Raw genomic sequence first — 16,817 nt, 5'->3', positions numbered from 1 at the left:
AAGACCGAGCCGGAGGCGATCGCCGGCTTCAGCCTCATTCCGTCGGGCACGCTTGAGAATTACGTGACGGTCCAGACCCAGCGCGATTACTTCAAACCGTTCATGAACTCGGTCGTGCTGTCGCTCGGCTCGACGATCATCGCGCTGATCATCGCCATTCCCGCTGCCTGGGCCATGGCGTTCTCGCCGACCAAGCGCACCAAGGACATTTTGATGTGGATGCTTTCCACCAAGATGATGCCGGCGGTGGCCGTGCTGGTGCCGATCTATCTGATCTTCCGCAATGCCGGTCTGCTCGATACCCGCATCGGCCTCACCATCATGCTGACTTTCATCAACCTCCCGATCGTCATCTGGATGCTCTATACCTATTTCCGGGAAATTCCCGGCGAGATCCTGGAAGCCGCGCGCATGGATGGCGCTTCGCTGTGGAACGAGATCGTGCATGTGTTGACACCCATGGCGGTGCCCGGCATTGCCTCGACGCTGCTCCTCAACGTCATTCTTGCCTGGAATGAATCCTTCTGGACCATCCGGTTGACCACCACCAATGCCGCGCCGCTGACGGCCTTCATCGCCTCCTTCTCCTCGCCGCAGGGGCTGTTCTGGGCAAAACTCTCGGCCGCCTCGATGATGGCGATCGCCCCCATTCTCGTCATCGGCTGGTTCTCGCAGAAGCAACTCGTGCGCGGCCTGACCTTCGGCGCCGTGAAATAAGGAACGACAAACATGGGCAGCATTTCCCTTCAGAACGTGTCCAAGGTCTTCGGTGAGGCAAAGGTCATCCCGTCGATCGATCTTGATATCAATGACGGCGAATTCGTCGTCTTTGTCGGTCCGTCCGGCTGCGGCAAGTCCACGTTGCTGCGCCTCATCGCCGGGCTCGAAGACGTCTCCGGCGGCAAGATCGTCATCGACGGCAAGGATGTGACCGAGCGCGCGCCGGCAGAACGCGGCCTTGCCATGGTGTTCCAGTCCTATGCGCTCTACCCGCATATGAGTGTGAGAAACAACATCGCCTTCCCGCTGAAAATGGCCAAGCTCGACAAGGCCGTCATCGACAAGAAGGTGGAGGACGCCGCCCGCGTTCTGAACCTCACCGATTATCTCGAACGCCGGCCCTCGCAGCTTTCGGGTGGACAGCGCCAGCGCGTGGCGATTGGCCGCGCCATCGTGCGCGAACCCTCTGCCTTCCTGTTCGATGAGCCGCTTTCGAACCTCGATGCGGCGCTGCGCGGCACCATGCGGCTGGAAATATCCGAGCTGCACAACACGCTGAAAACAACGATGATCTATGTCACCCACGACCAGGTCGAGGCCATGACCATGGCCGACAAGATCGTCGTCCTGAACCGCGGCAATATCGAGCAGGTCGGTTCGCCGATGGAGCTTTATCGCTCTCCCGCCAACCTCTTCGTCGCGGGCTTCATCGGCTCGCCGCGCATGAACCTCATCACCGGCGACTTCGCCCGCAGCAAGAATGCCACCACCGCCGGCGTGCGGCCGGAACATCTGGTGCTGTCGAAGGAAAGCGGGCTGTGGCAGGGCAAGGTCACGGTCGCCGAACATCTCGGCTCCGACACTTTTCTGCATATCGATGTCCCAGGCATCGGCCCGATTACCGCCCGCGCCGATGGCGAATTCGCCTGCAAGCACGGCGACACCGTCTTCATCACGCCCGACGAGACCAAAATCCACAGGTTCGATGACAAGGGTGTGGCGATCTCGGCCTGAGCCTCACGCCTCTCCTATTCTGACGCCATTCCTGTCGAAGACATGCAGCCTTTCCTGCGGGAAACCGACCCGCATGGATTTGCCTGGCTGCAACAATGCCCGGTCCGAAGAAAACAGCTTGAACGGCAATCCATGCACGGTGAGATGCAGGATGACGCCGAGGCCGGTCGGCTCGACCAGATCGACAGTCGCTTCCACACCGCCTTCATCAGGCCCAACGGCAACATGTTCCGGGCGGATGCCGAGCGTGACCGGCTCACCATCGGCCAGCTCTACATCGCGGCCGAGCGCCAGACGCGTGCCGTCACCCAGCACGACGAAACTGCCGCCATTCTCCCGTCCGAGCCGTCCTTCGAGGAAATTCATGCCGGGCGAACCGATAAAGCCGGCGACGAAGAGATTGGCGGGACGATCATAGAGATCGAGCGGCGCGCCGATCTGCTGCACATGGCCGGCATTCATGGCGACGATGCGTGAGGCGAGCGTCATCGCCTCGATCTGGTCATGGGTGACATAAACCGAGGTCGCGCCAAGGTCGGCATGCATGCGCTTGATTTCGGCCCGCATCTGTTCGCGCAGCCGGGCATCGAGGTTGGAGAGCGGCTCATCGAACAGGAACGCCTTCGGCTGGCGCACGATGGCGCGGCCCATGGCGACACGCTGACGCTGGCCGCCGGAGAGTGCCTTGGGGCGGCGGGCGAGATAGGGATCGAGGCCTAGCTTGGCAGAAGCGCCCGAGACCGCAGCGGCGATCGTTTCCTTCGGGCTGCGGCGCAGGCGCAGGCTGTAGCTCATATTGTCGGCAACACTCATATGCGGATAGAGCGCATAGGACTGGAACACCATGGCGATATCGCGATCCTTCGGCCGGCGATCATTGACGCGTTCGCCGTCGATGGAGAGGTCGCCGGACGTTATCTCTTCCAGCCCCGCGATCATGCGCAGCAGCGTCGATTTTCCGCAGCCGGAGGGGCCGACGAGGACGATGAATTCGCCATCCCTGATATCAAGATCGACGCCATGCAGCACGGCCAGATCGCCATAGGTTTTGCCAACATTCTTCAGCTCGATGGAAGCCATGGGATTACCCTTTCACCGCGCCGGCCGTGAGGCCCTGCACGAGATAACGTTGAATAAGCAGGAAGAAGAGGCAGGCCGGAATGAGCGCCAGAACGCCCGCCGCCATCATCTGCCCGAAATCGACGGAGAATTTCGAAACGAAGGTCAGAAGGCCGACCGGGAAAGTGGCGCTCTGGTTGCCGGAAATCAGCATCAGCGCAAACAGAAGCTCGCTCCACGCGGCGGTGAAGACGAAGCCGAGCGTCGCGGCGATGCCCGGCAGCGTCAGCGGCAGGATAATCTGGCGGAACGCCGTAAACCGGCTTGCCCCGTCAATCATCGCCGCCTCTTCCAGATCCTTTGGAATGCCGTCGAAGAAAGACTGCATCAGGAAGGTGGCGAAGGGGACGTTGAAGGCTGTATAGACGATGACGAGGCCCGTCAAGCTATTGGTGAGGCCGAGCGGCGACAGCATCTTGAAGATCGGCGCGACTAGCATGACCAGCGGAAACATCTGGGTGATCAGCATGAGCGCGACGATCCAGTATTTGCCCTTGAAACGAAAGCGCGACAGCGCGTAACCCGACAGCGAGGAGAGTATCGTGACGGCAATTGCCGTGGAGCCCGCGACGATAACGCTGTTCTTAAAAAACGTCGGGAAGGCACTGTTTTCTATGACGAAACGATAATGATCCCATGTCGCGCGCGATGGCCACATCCTGACACCCTCGCTGTAGAGCAGATCATTCGGCGTGACGGAAACCTTCAGCAGCCAGAAGAGTGGGAACAGTGCGAAGGCGATGTAGGCGAGGATCGCGAGACGATGGGCAAGGGTAAGAAAAATCCTTGATGTCATCGGTCAATCCTTCTCGATCAGGCGCTGGCGCAGCAGGACGATTAGCATGGAATAGGCAAGCAACAGCACCAGGAGCACCAGCGCAATCGCCGAGGCGTAACCGAAGTCCAGCCGCTTGAAGGCCTGCGTGAAGATGTAGCTGGCGACAATCTGCGTGCGGTCGGCCGGTCCGCCATTGGTCATGACGATGATGAGATCGGCGAAATTGGCGATCCAGACGGTGCGCAGCAGGATGGTGATGGCGATGGTGGGCGCCAGAAACGGCAGGGTGATAGAAGTGAACCGCTGCAGCGGGTTCGCCCCGTCAATTTCCGCCGCTTCGTAGAGATCGCGCGGGATCGCCTGAAGGGCGGCAAGAAGGGTTATGGCGAAGAAAGGAATGCCCCACCAGACATTGGCGATAATCGGCCCCCACATCGCAAGCTGCGGATCGGCAAGGATATTATTGGGCGCGGAGAGAAGCCCGAGCGAAACCATCCAATGCGGCAGCGGCCCGATGACCGGGTTGAACAGCCATGCCCAGTTGAGACCGGCAAGGAAGGTGGGAACGGCCCATGGCAGGAACACCAGCGCCTGCGCCAGGCCCCTGCCCGCAAAGGGCTTGTCGAGCAGCAGCGCCAGAATGAGGCCGAAGAAAAATTGCAGGAAAACCGAAGCACCGGTCCACCACAGAGTGTTTTTCAGCGCCCGGTAAAAGGCCGCATCCTGCGAGAGCGTCTCCAGATGTTTGAGGCCCACAAACCCGCCCGAAAACGGATTGAGCAATTGCACATCGCGGAAAGCATAGGAGAGGCCGAGCACCAGCGGCACCAGCATCACGGCGACGATCAGCACGAGCACCGGCGCGCTGTAGAGCCAGGGTTCGGCCCAGTCGGCAAACCGCCGCATCGCGGGCTTGCCAGCCGGTTTGCGCGCAGCCACCGGCCCGGCGCCATGGGCATAGGACATTGTATCGCTCCCTGATCGGACGACGAAACGGACGGGTTTTCAAGCCATTCGGCTGACCGATCCGAAAAATTTCGATGAAAAGGCCTTTTGCAACGAAGGCCGGCAAGACCGCCGCACAGGCATTTGCGCCCGCGCGGCTGGCGCGTGTCGTTATTTCGAGGCGAGGAACTTCTGCTGCGCCTTGGTCATGTAATCAGCCCATTGTTTGGCCAGATCCTCGGGTGTGATGTCACCAAGAAGCGCTTCCTGCGAGGTCTTGATCACGAGCGAGTCCTTGAAGAAGGCGAATTCCTCAAGATAGGTCGGCATTTTCGTCGGTACGGCATTCTTGTCAGCCAGTTCGTCAAACCAGCCCTTGAACTGCTCGCTGGCATAGAAGGGGTCCTTCTCCGCCGACTTGTGCACCGGCAGCGCGCCGGTCTTCTTGTTCCACTCGATATTGCCTTCCGGCCCCTCAAGCGTCTCGATCAGCTTCCAGGAAAGGTCCTTGTTTTCAGACTTCGCCATCATCGACCAGCCAGCAAAACCAATCGTCGGGAAGGTCTTGCCGTCAGGACCCTTCGGCATAGTCATGACGCCGAAATCTTCCGGCTTCATGCGCTGGGCAATGGCGATCAGCGCATCCGGGTCCTGATCGAGGAAGGCGCAGGTGCCGGAATAGAAGCCGGCAACGATCTCGTTGAAGCCCCAGTTTACGCTGTCCTTCGGCGCCAATCCGTTCTTGTAGAGATCGATCACATATGTCAGGCCCTTCACCCAGCCGGGGCTGTCGAAGGTGGAGGTGCCGTCCTTGGTGAAGAACTCGTTCGAACCCGCCATGGAAGCGCCGAACATCACCCAGCCGTTGAGGCCGCCGGGGCCGCCGCGCAGGCAATAGCCATATTTGCCCGGAAGCGCTGCGACCTTCTTGGAGGCATCCGCAAATTCCTCAAGCGTCTTCGGCGGCTCTTTCACGCCGGCCTGTTCCAGCAGCTTTTTGTTGTAGAACATGGCGCGCAGGTAAAAGCCGTAGGGCAGCATATAGGCCGTGTTCTTTACGTCGCGGCCTAGTTCGAGCGTGCGCTCGCTGAGCCCCGACGTGTGCTCCCACTTGGCGAGATAGGGCTCAAGGCTTTCGAGCATGCCGTTATTGGCATAGAGCGACAACCATGTATCGGGCATTTCCATCACATCCGGAATATCACCTGCGGAAACCATGGTGGCAAATTTCTGGAACGCTTCGCTCCAGGGAAGCGAGATGATTTCCACCTTGGTGCCGGGATTGGCGGTCTCGAATTTCGAGACGATGCCCTCTAGCGTTTCGGTTCGTTCCGGGCTGGTGATGACTTCGACCAGCTTCAAGGTCGTGTCCGCCAGCGCCGTTCCAGTCATCAGGGCGGTGAAGATTGCTGCTGCTACCAGTTTTTTCATGTCGTTCTCCCCTTTTTGTGGTCAGTTAAATCACGTCAGGCCTTGGTGGCCGCCTTGATCGCAGGTTCGAGATCGTTCCAGAGCGCCTCCGTGCCCTCCAGCCCGACATGCAAGCGCACGGACCGTGCGCTGATGCCGAAAGTGTGGGCAGAGTTTGGCTGCGCCTTTTGTTCAAGCACCACTTCACCCGGAACGATCAGGCTTTCGTGCCCGCCCCAGGAAACACCCAGTTTGAAAAGCTTGAGACGATCGGCAAAGGCGCGTACATCCACCCCCTCCTTGAAGATGAAGGAGAACAGGCCGGAGGTGCCGTTGAGGCCGGGCGGCAGGCGGTTCGCCAGCCCCGGATGGCAGACGGTTTCCACCACCTCGAGCGCGTGAAGACGTGTTGCTATGTCCAAAGCTGAGGCCTGATGCGCCTTCATGCGCAGCGGCAGGGTGCGAAGCCCGCGAATGAGCAGCCAGGCATCAAAAGGCGACATCTTGCCGCCGAGATAGGGATAGGCTTCCGCCCGGATGCGATCGATCATCTCCTTGGAGCCAGCAACCACGCCGGAGACCACGTCGCTATGGCCGCCAAGATATTTCGAGGCGGAATGTAGAACGAGATCGACGCCAAGCGAGATCGGCTGCTGGAAGACCGGGCTTGCCCAGGAATTGTCGATGACGGTAACGGCGCCGTGCCTTTTGCCTATGGCGGCGAGCGCACCGACATCGTGCGCCTCCATCACCCAGCTTGTCGGGCTTTCCATGTAGAAGAGTTTCGCGCCCGGCATCGCCTTTTCTACCGCCGCCTCATCGCGACCATCGACATAGACGACCTCGATATTCATGCGCTTCATGAAGGTGCCGAACAGCCGGAAAGCATCGGGATAGACGTGGCGCACCGCGACGATCCGGTCACCGGGCGACACGAAGGAAAGCACGGTGGATGAGATCGCCGACATGCCGCTTGCAAAACCAAGTGCGTCTTCCGCCCCTTCCAGTTTTGCCAGCATCTCTTCGAACAGTCGAACGGTAGGGTTCAATCCGCGCGTATAGACCGGCCGCACCTTCTCGCCGCGGTAGGTGGAGACCATTTCGTCGTAGCTGGAAAAGGTGAACAGCGACGTCTGCACGATGGGCGGCACCACGGCCTCGAAGGCGTGGGCTTCGTCATGGGCGACGATCAGGGAGGCGGGATCGAAGAGATCGTTGCCATGGTTCATTTCGACATGTCCTTGATATCTTCCTCGACGACGGCGAGGATTTTCAGTGTTTCTTCCCGCGCCGTTGCCGCGTCACCGGCGGCGATCGCGTTGAACAAGGTGCGGTGAAAGGGAAAGGAGCGACTGGCAAAATCCGGCCGGTCGAAGGGTTTCGACCAGAAGCGTTCAAAACCCTCGCGCATCTGCTCCAATAGCTGCTTGAACAGCGAATTATGCGTGGCGTCATAGATGGAAAGGTGAAAGGCGAGATCCGCCTTGCCTGAAGTTCCCTCGGCGAGATGCACCCGCTCCATTTCGTCCAGCCGCGCTTCCATCGTGGCGATATCGTCTGCCGTGCGGCGGCGCGCAGCGGCCATGGAGGCTTCCACCTCGATGCCGCGCCGTACTTCCAGCGTCATCAGCAGCGCATCGCGCAGACTTTCGGCATCGATGGAAATCGGCATATGCACGGTGGCAGCGGAAATCGGCTTCAAGAGGTAATTGCCGCTGCCCTTGCGGCTGTCGATGACACCGAGCGCCTGAAACTTGCGGATGACTTCGCGGATTGTGGACCGCCCCACCCCCAGCGCCGCCATCAGTTCTCGCTCCGCCGGCAGACGATCGCCCGCCTTCAGTCCTGCGCGCTCCACATAGTCGGAAAGCGCTGCCTCCACCTGGCGAACACGGTCGCTCGGCGGAATTGGCTGCATGAGTTCCCGGCTGGACCTGTCCAAGACGCATCCCCTAAATTGGTCTGACATCTTACCATTTCAAAAGGTAAATTGATTGTCAACCGGAAAGGGGATACTGAATACCCATCTCGATGGAGCCCCATATCCATTTGAAAATGCATCGAAAAGTCTAGATAATTGAGGTGGTCTCGTCGATTATTGATGCCGAGAAAAACAACTTGGCGATCGCTCGACCTTGAAAAAGTCAGAGCGCGGCGGCTTGAAGAAAAACCCAGTTCGCGGCATGACAGCGCCTGGGGGAGCGCGTTAAGGCGCCGTATCGCGGGCGATATGACGCGCCAGAGCATCGGCGTGCTCATTGCCGACAGTGCCCGAATGCCCCTTGCACCATTCCACGACCACACGGGGATGCCGCTCGAGCAGCGCGTCGAGCTGCTGCCAAATCTCTCTGTCCGGGATCGGTCTCCGGCGTGTGTGCTGGTTGGGCGTAATGCGCTTCCACCCATTGTTTCGCCAGATCACGCGATATCGATTGCAGCCCTCAACGACATGAACGGCATCGGTCCAAAGCGTGACCGCATGCGTTGGCGCCTCGGCGGCGATCCACGACATGGCGTTCAGGACGGCGAGGACTTCGAACGTATTGTTGGATGTACCGGTCGTTTTGCCCGAGGCCGAATGGATTTGCTTGCCTGCTTCATGAACGACGAAAGCCCACCCTCCGGAACGGGAGGCATCGTTGAAGGAGCCATCGGTGAAGATGTGAAGAGCGTCAGACATGAGGAGGGTGTGTAGCACTGAATTGGAGATCGCTAAACAAACAGGTCATCGGACGGGATTATTTCGTTCCAATGCCACCTCTCGTTTCCCGGCAAGGCCAAGAAGCGTCACAGAAATGCAGGAAGGGCGGCGTAAGCCACCCTTCTATCATCGCTGCGAAAGAACTGAACTTACTGGCTGAGAACCGCCGCTGTGATCGTCTGCATATTGTGGTTGATCATGTCGATATAGGTCGAAGCCGGACCATCGGCAGCCGAAAGCGCGTCGGAGTAGAGCGTGCCGCCAACCTTGAGGCCGGTTTCGCTGGCGATCTGGTCAATCAACCTCTTATCGGTAATGTTCTCGACGAAGATCGCCGAGGCCTTGTCGTGTTTCACCTGGTCAACCAGCTTGGCAACATCGGCGGCCGAGGCTTCCGATTCCGTCGATACGCCCTCGGGCGCAAGGAAATTCAGGCCATAGGCGTGTTCGAAATAACCAAACGCATCATGCGAGGTGATGATGACACGCTTTTCCGGCGGGATAGCCGCAATTTCGGTCTTCACCTTCTCGTTCAGCGCGGCAAGTTTGGCGATATAGGCATCCGAATTGGCGGTGTAGGTCGCGCAACCAGCCTTGTCGACTTCGCAAAATGCGCCAGCGATGTTCTTCACGTAGATTTCCGCGTTCTTGATCGACTGCCAGGCATGTGGGTCGTATTCGCCGTGATGGTGTCCCTCATGGCTGTGATCGTGAGCCTCAGCGGTCTCGTGTTTGTGGCCAGCCTCTTCGGCTTTGTGGTCGTGGCCTTCTTCTTCTGCTTCCGGATGGGCGTGACCGGCCGGCTCGTCGGAAAGCTTGAGCGGCTCAACGCCCTTCGTCAATTCAACCACCGGAGCCTTGGTGCCGCTGGTGTCGATAAGACGCTTCAGAAAGCCCTCGAATTCGAGGCCGTTGACCAGCACCACATCCGCCTTGCTGACGGCGACGGCATCGGCCGGGCGCGGCTCATAAACGTGTGCATCGCCATCTGGCCCCACCAGCGTGGTGATCTCAACGCGGTCACCGCCGACGTTCTTGGCAAAATCGGCGATGATCGAGAAACTGGCCACGACCTTGAGTTCGGCGGCGGACGCCTGCGCCATCAGGACCGGGGAAAGAGAAAGAAGGCTGACGCCAGTGGCGAGACGGAAGGTTTTGAACATGAAGGTTCTCCTTTTTGGACGCTGTTTTCAGGCCGTTTTATGGCGACCGGAACCGAGAAGATCACTTAGCACGCCGCGCGTGCCGACGAGGATGGAGAGCGCGTAAATGACGCCCGCAGACAGGATGATCGCCGGGCCCGATGGCAGCGACGCGTGATAAGACAGGATGAGGCCCGCAAAGCAGGAAACCATGCCGATGCCGATGGAAATGAAGCACATGGGCGCCACGCGATTGGACCAAAAGCGGCTGGCCGCAGCGGGTAGCATCATCAGCCCCACCGAGAGCAGCGTTCCAAGCGCCTGAAAGCCGCCGACCAGATTGAGCACGACGATGGCAAGGAAGAGGAAATGCACCGGGCTGCCCCAGTTGCTGACCGAGCGCAGGAACAGGGGGTCGAGGCATTCCGCCATCAGCGCACGCCAGAAGGTGACCATCACCACAAGCGTCACGATGCAGATGCCGCTGATGAGGCCGAGCGCCTCGTTGTTCAGCGCCAGCACCGTGCCAAACAGCACATGCATGAGATCGACGCTGGAGCCACGCCACGAGACGAGCAGAACGCCGAGCGCCAGTGAAATCAGATAAAAGGCGGCAAGCGAGGCGTCTTCCTTCTGAACGGTGAAACGCGATACCGCACCGGCACCCAGCGCCACCACAAGGCCGACCACCAACCCGCCAATCGTCATCGGCAGGATTTCCAGCCCGTAAAACAGAAAACCGACGGCCGCTCCCGGCAGGATGGCATGCGACATGGCATCGCCCGTGAGACTCATGCGCCGTAGCATCAGGAACACCCCGACCGGCCCGCAGCTGATGGCAAGGATCAAGGCGCCGGTAAGCGCCCGCTGCATGAAGACATATTGAACGAAGGGTTCGATGAAGAAATCAGCCATGGGCATTCGAATTTGCGTGGGAGTGGAGGTGAGAATGGGATGACGCCGTCCGTGGACCTGCATTGAGCGCATCAATCGCTGGCACATTGGTCGCTGTCGCATCGACCATTGGCGTATCGCCCGGCGCGCACCACGCTGCATTTTCCTCCCATGCTTCGTGGAAATGCCGCGCCTGGCGCATGTTTTCCGGCTTCAGGACATCGGCTGTCGGACCAAGGCCGACGAGACGCCGCGCGAGGAACAGGGTCTGGGGAAAATGCTGTCGCACAAGCTGATGGTCATGCAGGACGGCAAGCACCGTGCGCCCTTCCGCAACCCATGCCTTGATCAGCACGAGAAGATCGGTGACGGTGCGCTCGTCGACGGCATTGAAGGGCTCATCCAGCAGGATCAACTGGGCATCCTGCAACATGGCGCGGGCGAACAGGGCACGCTGCATCTGGCCGCCGGAGAGCGAATCTATATTGCGCTTTTCAAAGCCGGAAAGCCCGACCACCTCCATCGCCCGGCCCATCGCCGCCTTGTCTTCAGAACGGTGGCGGCCAAGCAGGCCGCGCTTGGGCCAGAGACCCAGCGCAACGAGATCGCGCATCTGAGCCGGGAACGTCCGGTCAAGTTCCGACTGCTGCGGCAGATAGGCGACGGACATGCAGGAGCTGATCCGGCACTCACCGCCGAGCGGTTTCAAAATACCGGCGATACCCTTCATCAGCGTCGATTTGCCCGAGCCATTGGCGCCAACGACCGCGGTGAGCGATCCCTTGGTGATAACGCCATCTAGATGATGCACGGCCGCGCGGCCGGCATATCCAAGCGTCAGATTTGTGAAGGTGAGGCACGGATCGCTCATCGATCCCTCCGGGGCAGGATTTCAATCAGCGCCCTTGATATGTAATGTTATTACGTTCGTCAAACGAATATGTAATGAAATAACATTAACTGTTGGAAAGTTTCAGCGACGCTCTGTTGGGCAGCGATCTCACGTTTCCGCAGGTGCTTTTTTTCCAACCCCAGTTGACATTTTGCGCGTATGTAATGTTATTACGTTACACAGCTGGAACCGGCACTTCAAAAACCCCTCCGTTTCCAAATCGCCTGCCGTGGTCGTCATGACGTCCACTCGACTATTGCCACAGAACGAGGTCCCCATGAAAAAACTCCCCGTCACCGTCCTCTCCGGCTTTTTAGGCGCTGGCAAAACCACCCTTCTCAACCACATCCTCGCTAATCGGGATGGTCTGCGCGTGGCGTTGATCGTTAACGATATGAGCGAAATCAATATCGATGCGGCCCTGGTGCGGGATGGCGGCGCCAATCTTTCGCGCACCGAAGAACAGCTGGTGGAAATGACCAATGGATGCATCTGTTGCACGCTACGCGACGACTTGCTGACCGAGGTCCGTGCACTCGCCGAACAGGGTCGCTTCGATTATCTGCTGATTGAATCCACCGGCATCGCAGAGCCCCTTCCCGTGGCCGCCACCTTCGATTTCCGTGACGAGAACGGCCGCAGCCTGTCTGATGTCGCGCAGCTGGATACGATGGTGACGGTGGTGGATGCCGCGAATCTTCTCAATGATTACGGTTCATCCGATTTTCTGGCCGACCGGGGCGAAACGGCGGGGGATGGCGACAACCGCACCATCGTCGATCTTCTGGTCGAGCAGATCGAATTCGCCGATGTGGTCGTCCTCAACAAGATCGGCACCGCAACGCCACAGCAGCGGGATGCGGCCCGCAAGATCATCGTCGGGCTGAACCCGGATGCGAAACTCATCGAGGCCGATTTCGGAAAGGTGGAACTGAAGGAGGTGCTCGGTACCGGTCGCTTCGATTTCGCCAGGGCCGAAGAACATCCCCTGTGGTTCAAGGAACTGCACGGCTTCAAGGATCACATTCCCGAAACCGAGGAATATGGCATTCGTTCCTTCGTTTACCGCGCCAAAAAACCCTTCGATCCCGTACTGTTCCAGCGCTTTATCGACCGTGCCTGGCCTGGGGTGGTGCGCGCCAAAGGCTTTTTCTGGCTGGCGACACGGCCGCGTTATGTCGGCGAGATCAGCCAGGCGGGCGCATTGGTCCGCACCGGCAAAATGGGTCTCTGGTGGTCCGCCGTGCCCAAGGAGCAATGGCCGCGTGAAAAACAGTTTATCGACATGATGAAGCCCTATCTCGACCCGGTCTTCGGCGACCGGCGGCAGGAAATCGTCTTCATCGGCTCCGATCCGATGAGCGAGGCGCGCATCCGGGCGCAACTGGACGCCTGCTTGATCGATACCGAAAGCTTTAGCCCTGATGCCTGGCGGCACCTGCCCGATCCTTTCGACAGTTGGGACAGGCAGGCGGCTTGATTGTCTCCACCGCCCGCAATTTAGCGGAGCGGATGCCTCTCTCGCCTTCTCCCCCCGGGGAGAAGGTCGAGGCCCGCGAAATAAGCAGTTGAAATTATAGAAAATTCAGCGTCACCAGCGCGAGCACAACATATCTCCCAACCTTGGCGATGGTGACCAGCAGCAGAAACACCGGCAGCGGCTCCTTCATGACGCCGGCTGCCACGGTCAGCGGATCACCAATCAAGGGCGCCCAGCTGAGCAAAAGAGACCATTTGCCGTAACGCCTGTACCAGTTCTGCGCCCGCTGCAGCGCAGCTTCCCCGACCGGGAACCAGCGTTCATGCCGAAAACGCTCGATGCCGCGGCCAAGCAGCCAGTTGGCGAAGGAACCGGCGACATTGCCGACGCTCGCTACGACAACCAGCAGCCAGACGGGCTGGGATTTCAGAAGAATGAGACCGGCAAGCGCCGCCTCCGACTGCATGGGCAGGATGGTCGCCGCAATGAACGCCGTCAGAAACAACCCCGCATATACCGCCAGATCGGCCATCGCCTGCCCTTCATCATTCAGCGAATCCATCGCTGCCCCTGAATTGGCGGATGAAGGCTGCGGCGGTCAAGCGGCTCTGCCGTCTGGAGGCGGGCTCTCAGGCGGAATTCGCGGCAATGGCGCACACGATATCGTCATGATCCACCTCCAGCAGCGCCTTGTGGATGGATATTTGCCTGATATCGCCGGAGGCGGACAGGACGACGATCACCGTTTCCCGTGGCGGGCAATCCGGCAGCGCACAGGAAAGTTCGCTGATGGTGACGACGTCCTCCGCATGAAGATGCAGCAAATCGCGCGACCACTGTTTCAGGAGGCGGGCCTGCGAGATGATCGCGGACCCCTTACGTGCAAGCGGGTTGTTCATGCCCTGCCCTTTCGCCCCGCCTGCGCTGCCAGCGTGTTGAATAGATCACGGATCGGCTGCTGTGGCATATCCATGCCGATCATGACGATCCGCGTTGAACGATCGCCATCCGGCCAGCTTTCCAGCCGGGTCAGGGGATAAAGCCGATGCTGCACGGCATGGGCGACGACCGGCCGCCCCGGGTCGTCAGTCGCGCCGAAGATTCCCTTGAGCCGTAGCAGGCCGGAATGCACGTTGCTGGTGACGAGTTCGAGAAAAGTGACGATCGCCTGCGGATCGAGCGCGCCTTCAAAGGTGAGATCCAAGGCCTCCACCCCGGCGCGATGACGGTTGATATCATGGGCATGGCCGGCATGGAGGCTCAGCCTGTCGGTCGTCAGCCAGCCCAACACGTCCTCCGCCTTCCCGCGCAGCGAATAGTTCTTCGTTGCAAAAAGCGACATGAGATCAAAATCGGCCGCGTTGCGGTCATGCAGGCGAGCGACGGGATTGAGATCGGCAAGGTTCCTATGATCGCTTGCCGTCGCTTCGGCAAGATCGGTTTTGGTCAGGACGATGTCATCGGCAAACGCCAGCTGTTTCCAGCCCTCGATGAAACTGTCGAGCATCGCACGGCCCGAGATGACATCAAAAACCGTAACCACGCCCGAAAGATGAAAGTGGCGGGCAACGATGTGGTCACGCAGGCCCAGCGCCGGCGTGCCGCCGGCAATCAGGCTGTTGATGATCGGCGCGGGATCGGCAAGGCCGGTGGTCTCGATGACGACACGCGATATTTCCGGCATTACCCCTTCCAGGAAGGCCTGATGCAGCTCGTAAAGCGAGGTGCGTATATCACTGGTGGCGGTGCAGCAGATGCAGCCCGTCGTGGTCTGAAAATAACGCTCCGACCCCGTTCGAACCAGACCGTGATCAATGGGCACCGAACCGAACTCATTAACGATGACGGCAGCGTCGCCCATCGCCGGCTCGGCCAGAAGCTCGTTGAGCAAGGTGGTCTTGCCAGCCCCGAGAAAGCCGGTGAGCAAGGTGACCGGCAGCGTCTTGACCGGTGGCGCGGCCACCGGATCCTCTTTGCGCTCAACCGCCTTCTTTCGCATCATTCCGAACATTTGCACCGTGAGATTTATAAATTCGTCGCACCATACTATGTAATGTAATAACATATCAACAGATTTATGCGTTCGAGATTTTCAGCGCTGCACACATGGGAGTTTGCCCTCGAGCCGACATGCCAGGCACTCTTCATGCCTCGCAGCAACAAACACATGAAAAAACCGGAGCGCCCAAAAATGGAATAATAAAACCATTCCATTCACTTTCGTTTTAATCGTTCCACGTTCTCTTGCATTTTCGTTAGAGTTCGCTTTTAATCGGCAATGCTAATACAGAAAAGATCGCCCGCAGTCGGATCGAGGAGGATGGGCTGCAATAAGGGGCTGTATCTTTTACTGTTTTCATAATGGGAGGAATGACCTTGAAAAGATTAAGCTACCGCCTCGCTGCGGCATCCGCGCTTTCGTTTTTTGTCACATCGAATGCATATGCCGTGACGGAAATTCAATGGTGGCACGCCATGACCGGCGCCAATAACGAGGTCGTGGATACGCTGGCGAAAGAGTTCAACGAAAGCCAGAAAGACTACAAGATCACGCCCGTGTTCAAGGGCACCTATCCGGAAACGCTGAATGCCGGCATCGCCGCCTTCCGCGCCAAGCAGCCGCCAGCCATCATTCAGGTCTTTGACGCCGGCTCTGGCGTGATGATGGGTGCCGCAGGCGCCATCAAGCCGGTGGCGGATGTGCTGAAGGAAGGTGGTTATACCTTCAACAAGGATGAATATCTGGCCGGCATCGTCGCCTATTATTCCAAGCCCGACGGCACCATGCTGTCCTTCCCTTATAATTCGTCCTCGCCGATCCTCTATTACAACAAGGATGTCTTCCAGAAGGCCGGCCTCGATGCTGCCAACCCGCCCAAGACCTGGCCGGAAGTTTTCGAAGCCGCCAAGAAGATCAAGACCAGCGGTGCCGCGCAGTGCGGGTTCACCTCCACCTGGCTCACTTGGATCCAGACGGAGAACTTCGCCGCCTGGAACAACGTGTCCTATGGCAGCAATGAAAACGGTCTTGGTGGCACGGATGTGAAGCTCGCGGTCAACGCGCCGCTCTTCGTCGAGCATTTCCAGGCCATCGCCGATCTCGCCAAGGACGGCACCTTCCGTTATGGCGGGCGCACTTCGGAAGCCAAGCAGCTGTTCATGTCGGGCGAATGCGGCATCCTGACCGAATCCTCCGGCGGCCTTGGCGATATCGTCAAGACCGGCATGAATTACGGCATCGGCCAGCTGCCCTATTACGAAGGCCATGGTCCGCAGAACACCATCCCCGGCGGCGCCAGCCTCTGGGTCTTCGGCGGCAAGAGCGACGCCGAATATAAGGGTGTTGCCGAATTCTTCCATTTCCTCTCGCAGACGAAGATCCAGTCTCGCCTGCACCAAGTCTCCGGCTACATGCCGGTCACGATCGCGGCCTATGAGGAAACCAAGAAATCCGGCTTCTACGACAAGAACCCTGCCCGCGAAACGCCGCTGCTGCAGATGATGGGCAAGCCGCCGACAGAAAACTCCAAGGGCGTGCGCCTCGTGAACCTGCCGCAGGTGCGCGACATCATGAACGAAGAGTTCGAGGCGATGCTGGCCGGCAAGCAGGACGCGAAAGCCGCCCTCGACAAGATCGTGCAGCGTGGTGACGCCGCCATCAAGCAGGCCGCCGGCAACTAAAAGATCCCCTGCCCCGCCCGCATCTTTTTCAGGTGCGGGCG

The 16,817-nt window shown here is 59.2% G+C and carries 17 protein-coding genes; 4 read left to right on the top strand and 13 right to left on the bottom strand.

The genetic code is table 11. The features are described from left to right. Both ACFVTJ_RS13180 and ACFVTJ_RS13175 read left to right on the top strand, forming a co-directional pair. A partial coding sequence (locus ACFVTJ_RS13180) for a carbohydrate ABC transporter permease (protein WP_386908011.1) occupies window positions 1-717 on the top strand: 717 nt, incomplete at its 5' end. A gap of 12 nt (window positions 718-729) precedes the next feature. Then, window positions 730-1,734, top strand: coding sequence for an ABC transporter ATP-binding protein (locus ACFVTJ_RS13175; protein WP_386908009.1), 1,005 nt, complete (start codon window positions 730-732; stop codon window positions 1,732-1,734). A gap of 3 nt (window positions 1,735-1,737) precedes the next feature. Here ACFVTJ_RS13175 and ACFVTJ_RS13170 read toward each other — a convergent pair whose 3' ends face one another. From ACFVTJ_RS13170 to aztA, 10 genes are all read right to left on the bottom strand, one after another. Continuing rightward, a complete protein-coding gene (locus ACFVTJ_RS13170; RefSeq protein ID WP_386908007.1) occupies window positions 1,738-2,814 on the bottom strand; it encodes an ABC transporter ATP-binding protein in 1,077 nt (358 codons plus the stop codon). A gap of 4 nt (window positions 2,815-2,818) precedes the next feature. Further along, window positions 2,819-3,649, bottom strand: a complete 831-nt coding sequence (locus ACFVTJ_RS13165) for a carbohydrate ABC transporter permease (RefSeq protein WP_035228147.1) — start codon at window positions 3,647-3,649, stop codon at window positions 2,819-2,821. A gap of 3 nt (window positions 3,650-3,652) precedes the next feature. Next, window positions 3,653-4,597, bottom strand: a complete 945-nt coding sequence (locus ACFVTJ_RS13160; RefSeq protein ID WP_149741928.1) for a carbohydrate ABC transporter permease — start codon at window positions 4,595-4,597, stop codon at window positions 3,653-3,655. 150 nt (window positions 4,598-4,747) lie between these two features. Beyond that, on the bottom strand, window positions 4,748-6,007 hold the full coding sequence (locus ACFVTJ_RS13155) for an ABC transporter substrate-binding protein (RefSeq protein WP_386908004.1): 1,260 nt from the start codon (window positions 6,005-6,007) through the stop codon (window positions 4,748-4,750). Window positions 6,008-6,042: 35 nt separating this feature from the next. After that, complete coding sequence (locus ACFVTJ_RS13150; protein ID WP_386908003.1) at window positions 6,043-7,215, bottom strand: PLP-dependent transferase; 1,173 nt, start codon at window positions 7,213-7,215, stop codon at window positions 6,043-6,045. After that, on the bottom strand, window positions 7,212-7,904 hold the full coding sequence (locus ACFVTJ_RS13145; RefSeq protein ID WP_386908042.1) for a FadR/GntR family transcriptional regulator: 693 nt from the start codon (window positions 7,902-7,904) through the stop codon (window positions 7,212-7,214). Before ACFVTJ_RS13145 ends, ACFVTJ_RS13150 begins: the two co-directional genes overlap by 4 nt. Window positions 7,905-8,192: 288 nt before the next feature. After that, window positions 8,193-8,666 (bottom strand): ribonuclease H, encoded by a 474-nt coding sequence (locus ACFVTJ_RS13140; RefSeq protein WP_386908001.1) that lies wholly within the window; start codon window positions 8,664-8,666, stop codon window positions 8,193-8,195. 170 nt (window positions 8,667-8,836) lie between these two features. After that, window positions 8,837-9,850 carry a zinc ABC transporter substrate-binding protein AztC gene (gene aztC / locus ACFVTJ_RS13135; RefSeq protein WP_386907999.1) on the bottom strand — a complete coding sequence of 338 codons (1,014 nt, stop codon included), beginning with the start codon at window positions 9,848-9,850 and terminating at the stop codon, window positions 8,837-8,839. Window positions 9,851-9,877: 27 nt separating this feature from the next. Beyond that, window positions 9,878-10,744: a zinc ABC transporter permease AztB gene (gene aztB / locus ACFVTJ_RS13130; RefSeq protein ID WP_386907997.1), complete on the bottom strand. Its 867-nt coding sequence runs from the start codon at window positions 10,742-10,744 to the stop codon at window positions 9,878-9,880. Further along, complete coding sequence (aztA, locus tag ACFVTJ_RS13125) at window positions 10,737-11,594, bottom strand: zinc ABC transporter ATP-binding protein AztA (protein ID WP_386907995.1); 858 nt, start codon at window positions 11,592-11,594, stop codon at window positions 10,737-10,739. The genes aztB and aztA overlap by 8 nt, the downstream gene beginning before the upstream one ends. Window positions 11,595-11,892: 298 nt before the next feature. Between aztA and zigA the strand changes: the two genes are divergently transcribed. Continuing rightward, the gene (gene zigA, locus ACFVTJ_RS13120) at window positions 11,893-13,095 is read left to right on the top strand and encodes a zinc metallochaperone GTPase ZigA (protein WP_386907994.1); all 1,203 of its coding nucleotides are present in this window, start codon (window positions 11,893-11,895) and stop codon (window positions 13,093-13,095) included. A 94-nt stretch (window positions 13,096-13,189) separates the two neighbouring features. Here zigA and ACFVTJ_RS13115 read toward each other — a convergent pair whose 3' ends face one another. The 3 genes from ACFVTJ_RS13115 to ACFVTJ_RS13105 all read right to left on the bottom strand — a co-directional run bounded on the left by ACFVTJ_RS13115 (window position 13,190) and on the right by ACFVTJ_RS13105 (window position 15,106). Next, a complete protein-coding gene (locus ACFVTJ_RS13115; RefSeq protein WP_386908040.1) occupies window positions 13,190-13,627 on the bottom strand; it encodes a YqaA family protein in 438 nt (145 codons plus the stop codon). A gap of 97 nt (window positions 13,628-13,724) precedes the next feature. After that, window positions 13,725-13,994: a hypothetical protein gene (locus ACFVTJ_RS13110; protein ID WP_386907992.1), complete on the bottom strand. Its 270-nt coding sequence runs from the start codon at window positions 13,992-13,994 to the stop codon at window positions 13,725-13,727. After that, window positions 13,991-15,106 (bottom strand): CobW family GTP-binding protein, encoded by a 1,116-nt coding sequence (locus ACFVTJ_RS13105; RefSeq protein ID WP_386908038.1) that lies wholly within the window; start codon window positions 15,104-15,106, stop codon window positions 13,991-13,993. The genes ACFVTJ_RS13110 and ACFVTJ_RS13105 overlap by 4 nt, the downstream gene beginning before the upstream one ends. A 359-nt stretch (window positions 15,107-15,465) precedes the next feature. Here ACFVTJ_RS13105 and ugpB point away from each other — a divergent pair, with 359 nt between their 5' ends. Beyond that, window positions 15,466-16,776, top strand: a complete 1,311-nt coding sequence (gene ugpB, locus ACFVTJ_RS13100) for a sn-glycerol-3-phosphate ABC transporter substrate-binding protein UgpB (protein ID WP_386907990.1) — start codon at window positions 15,466-15,468, stop codon at window positions 16,774-16,776. Window positions 16,777-16,817 lie beyond the last annotated feature (41 nt).

It is taken from the genome of Agrobacterium sp. NPDC058088 (assembly GCF_042885035.1).
Classification (GTDB): domain Bacteria; phylum Pseudomonadota; class Alphaproteobacteria; order Rhizobiales; family Rhizobiaceae; genus Agrobacterium.
This window is presented reverse-complemented; position numbering and strand designations above follow the sequence as displayed.

Coding starts and splice junctions, on each gene's coding strand:
- ACFVTJ_RS13175 (WP_386908009.1), top strand. CDS start 730: ATGGGCAGCATTTCCCTTCAGAACGTGTCCAAGGTCTTCGGTGAGGCA.
- ACFVTJ_RS13105 (WP_386908038.1), bottom strand. CDS start 15,106: ATGTTCGGAATGATGCGAAAGAAGGCGGTTGAGCGCAAAGAGGATCCG.
- ACFVTJ_RS13115 (WP_386908040.1), bottom strand. CDS start 13,627: ATGGCCGATCTGGCGGTATATGCGGGGTTGTTTCTGACGGCGTTCATT.
- aztC (WP_386907999.1), bottom strand. CDS start 9,850: ATGTTCAAAACCTTCCGTCTCGCCACTGGCGTCAGCCTTCTTTCTCTT.
- ACFVTJ_RS13160 (WP_149741928.1), bottom strand. CDS start 4,597: ATGTCCTATGCCCATGGCGCCGGGCCGGTGGCTGCGCGCAAACCGGCT.
- ACFVTJ_RS13140 (WP_386908001.1), bottom strand. CDS start 8,666: ATGTCTGACGCTCTTCACATCTTCACCGATGGCTCCTTCAACGATGCC.
- ugpB (WP_386907990.1), top strand. CDS start 15,466: ATGACCTTGAAAAGATTAAGCTACCGCCTCGCTGCGGCATCCGCGCTT.
- aztA (WP_386907995.1), bottom strand. CDS start 11,594: ATGAGCGATCCGTGCCTCACCTTCACAAATCTGACGCTTGGATATGCC.
- ACFVTJ_RS13145 (WP_386908042.1), bottom strand. CDS start 7,904: ATGCAGCCAATTCCGCCGAGCGACCGTGTTCGCCAGGTGGAGGCAGCG.
- aztB (WP_386907997.1), bottom strand. CDS start 10,744: ATGGCTGATTTCTTCATCGAACCCTTCGTTCAATATGTCTTCATGCAG.
- ACFVTJ_RS13170 (WP_386908007.1), bottom strand. CDS start 2,814: ATGGCTTCCATCGAGCTGAAGAATGTTGGCAAAACCTATGGCGATCTG.
- ACFVTJ_RS13165 (WP_035228147.1), bottom strand. CDS start 3,649: ATGACATCAAGGATTTTTCTTACCCTTGCCCATCGTCTCGCGATCCTC.
- ACFVTJ_RS13150 (WP_386908003.1), bottom strand. CDS start 7,215: ATGAACCATGGCAACGATCTCTTCGATCCCGCCTCCCTGATCGTCGCC.
- ACFVTJ_RS13155 (WP_386908004.1), bottom strand. CDS start 6,007: ATGAAAAAACTGGTAGCAGCAGCAATCTTCACCGCCCTGATGACTGGA.
- zigA (WP_386907994.1), top strand. CDS start 11,893: ATGAAAAAACTCCCCGTCACCGTCCTCTCCGGCTTTTTAGGCGCTGGC.
- ACFVTJ_RS13110 (WP_386907992.1), bottom strand. CDS start 13,994: ATGAACAACCCGCTTGCACGTAAGGGGTCCGCGATCATCTCGCAGGCC.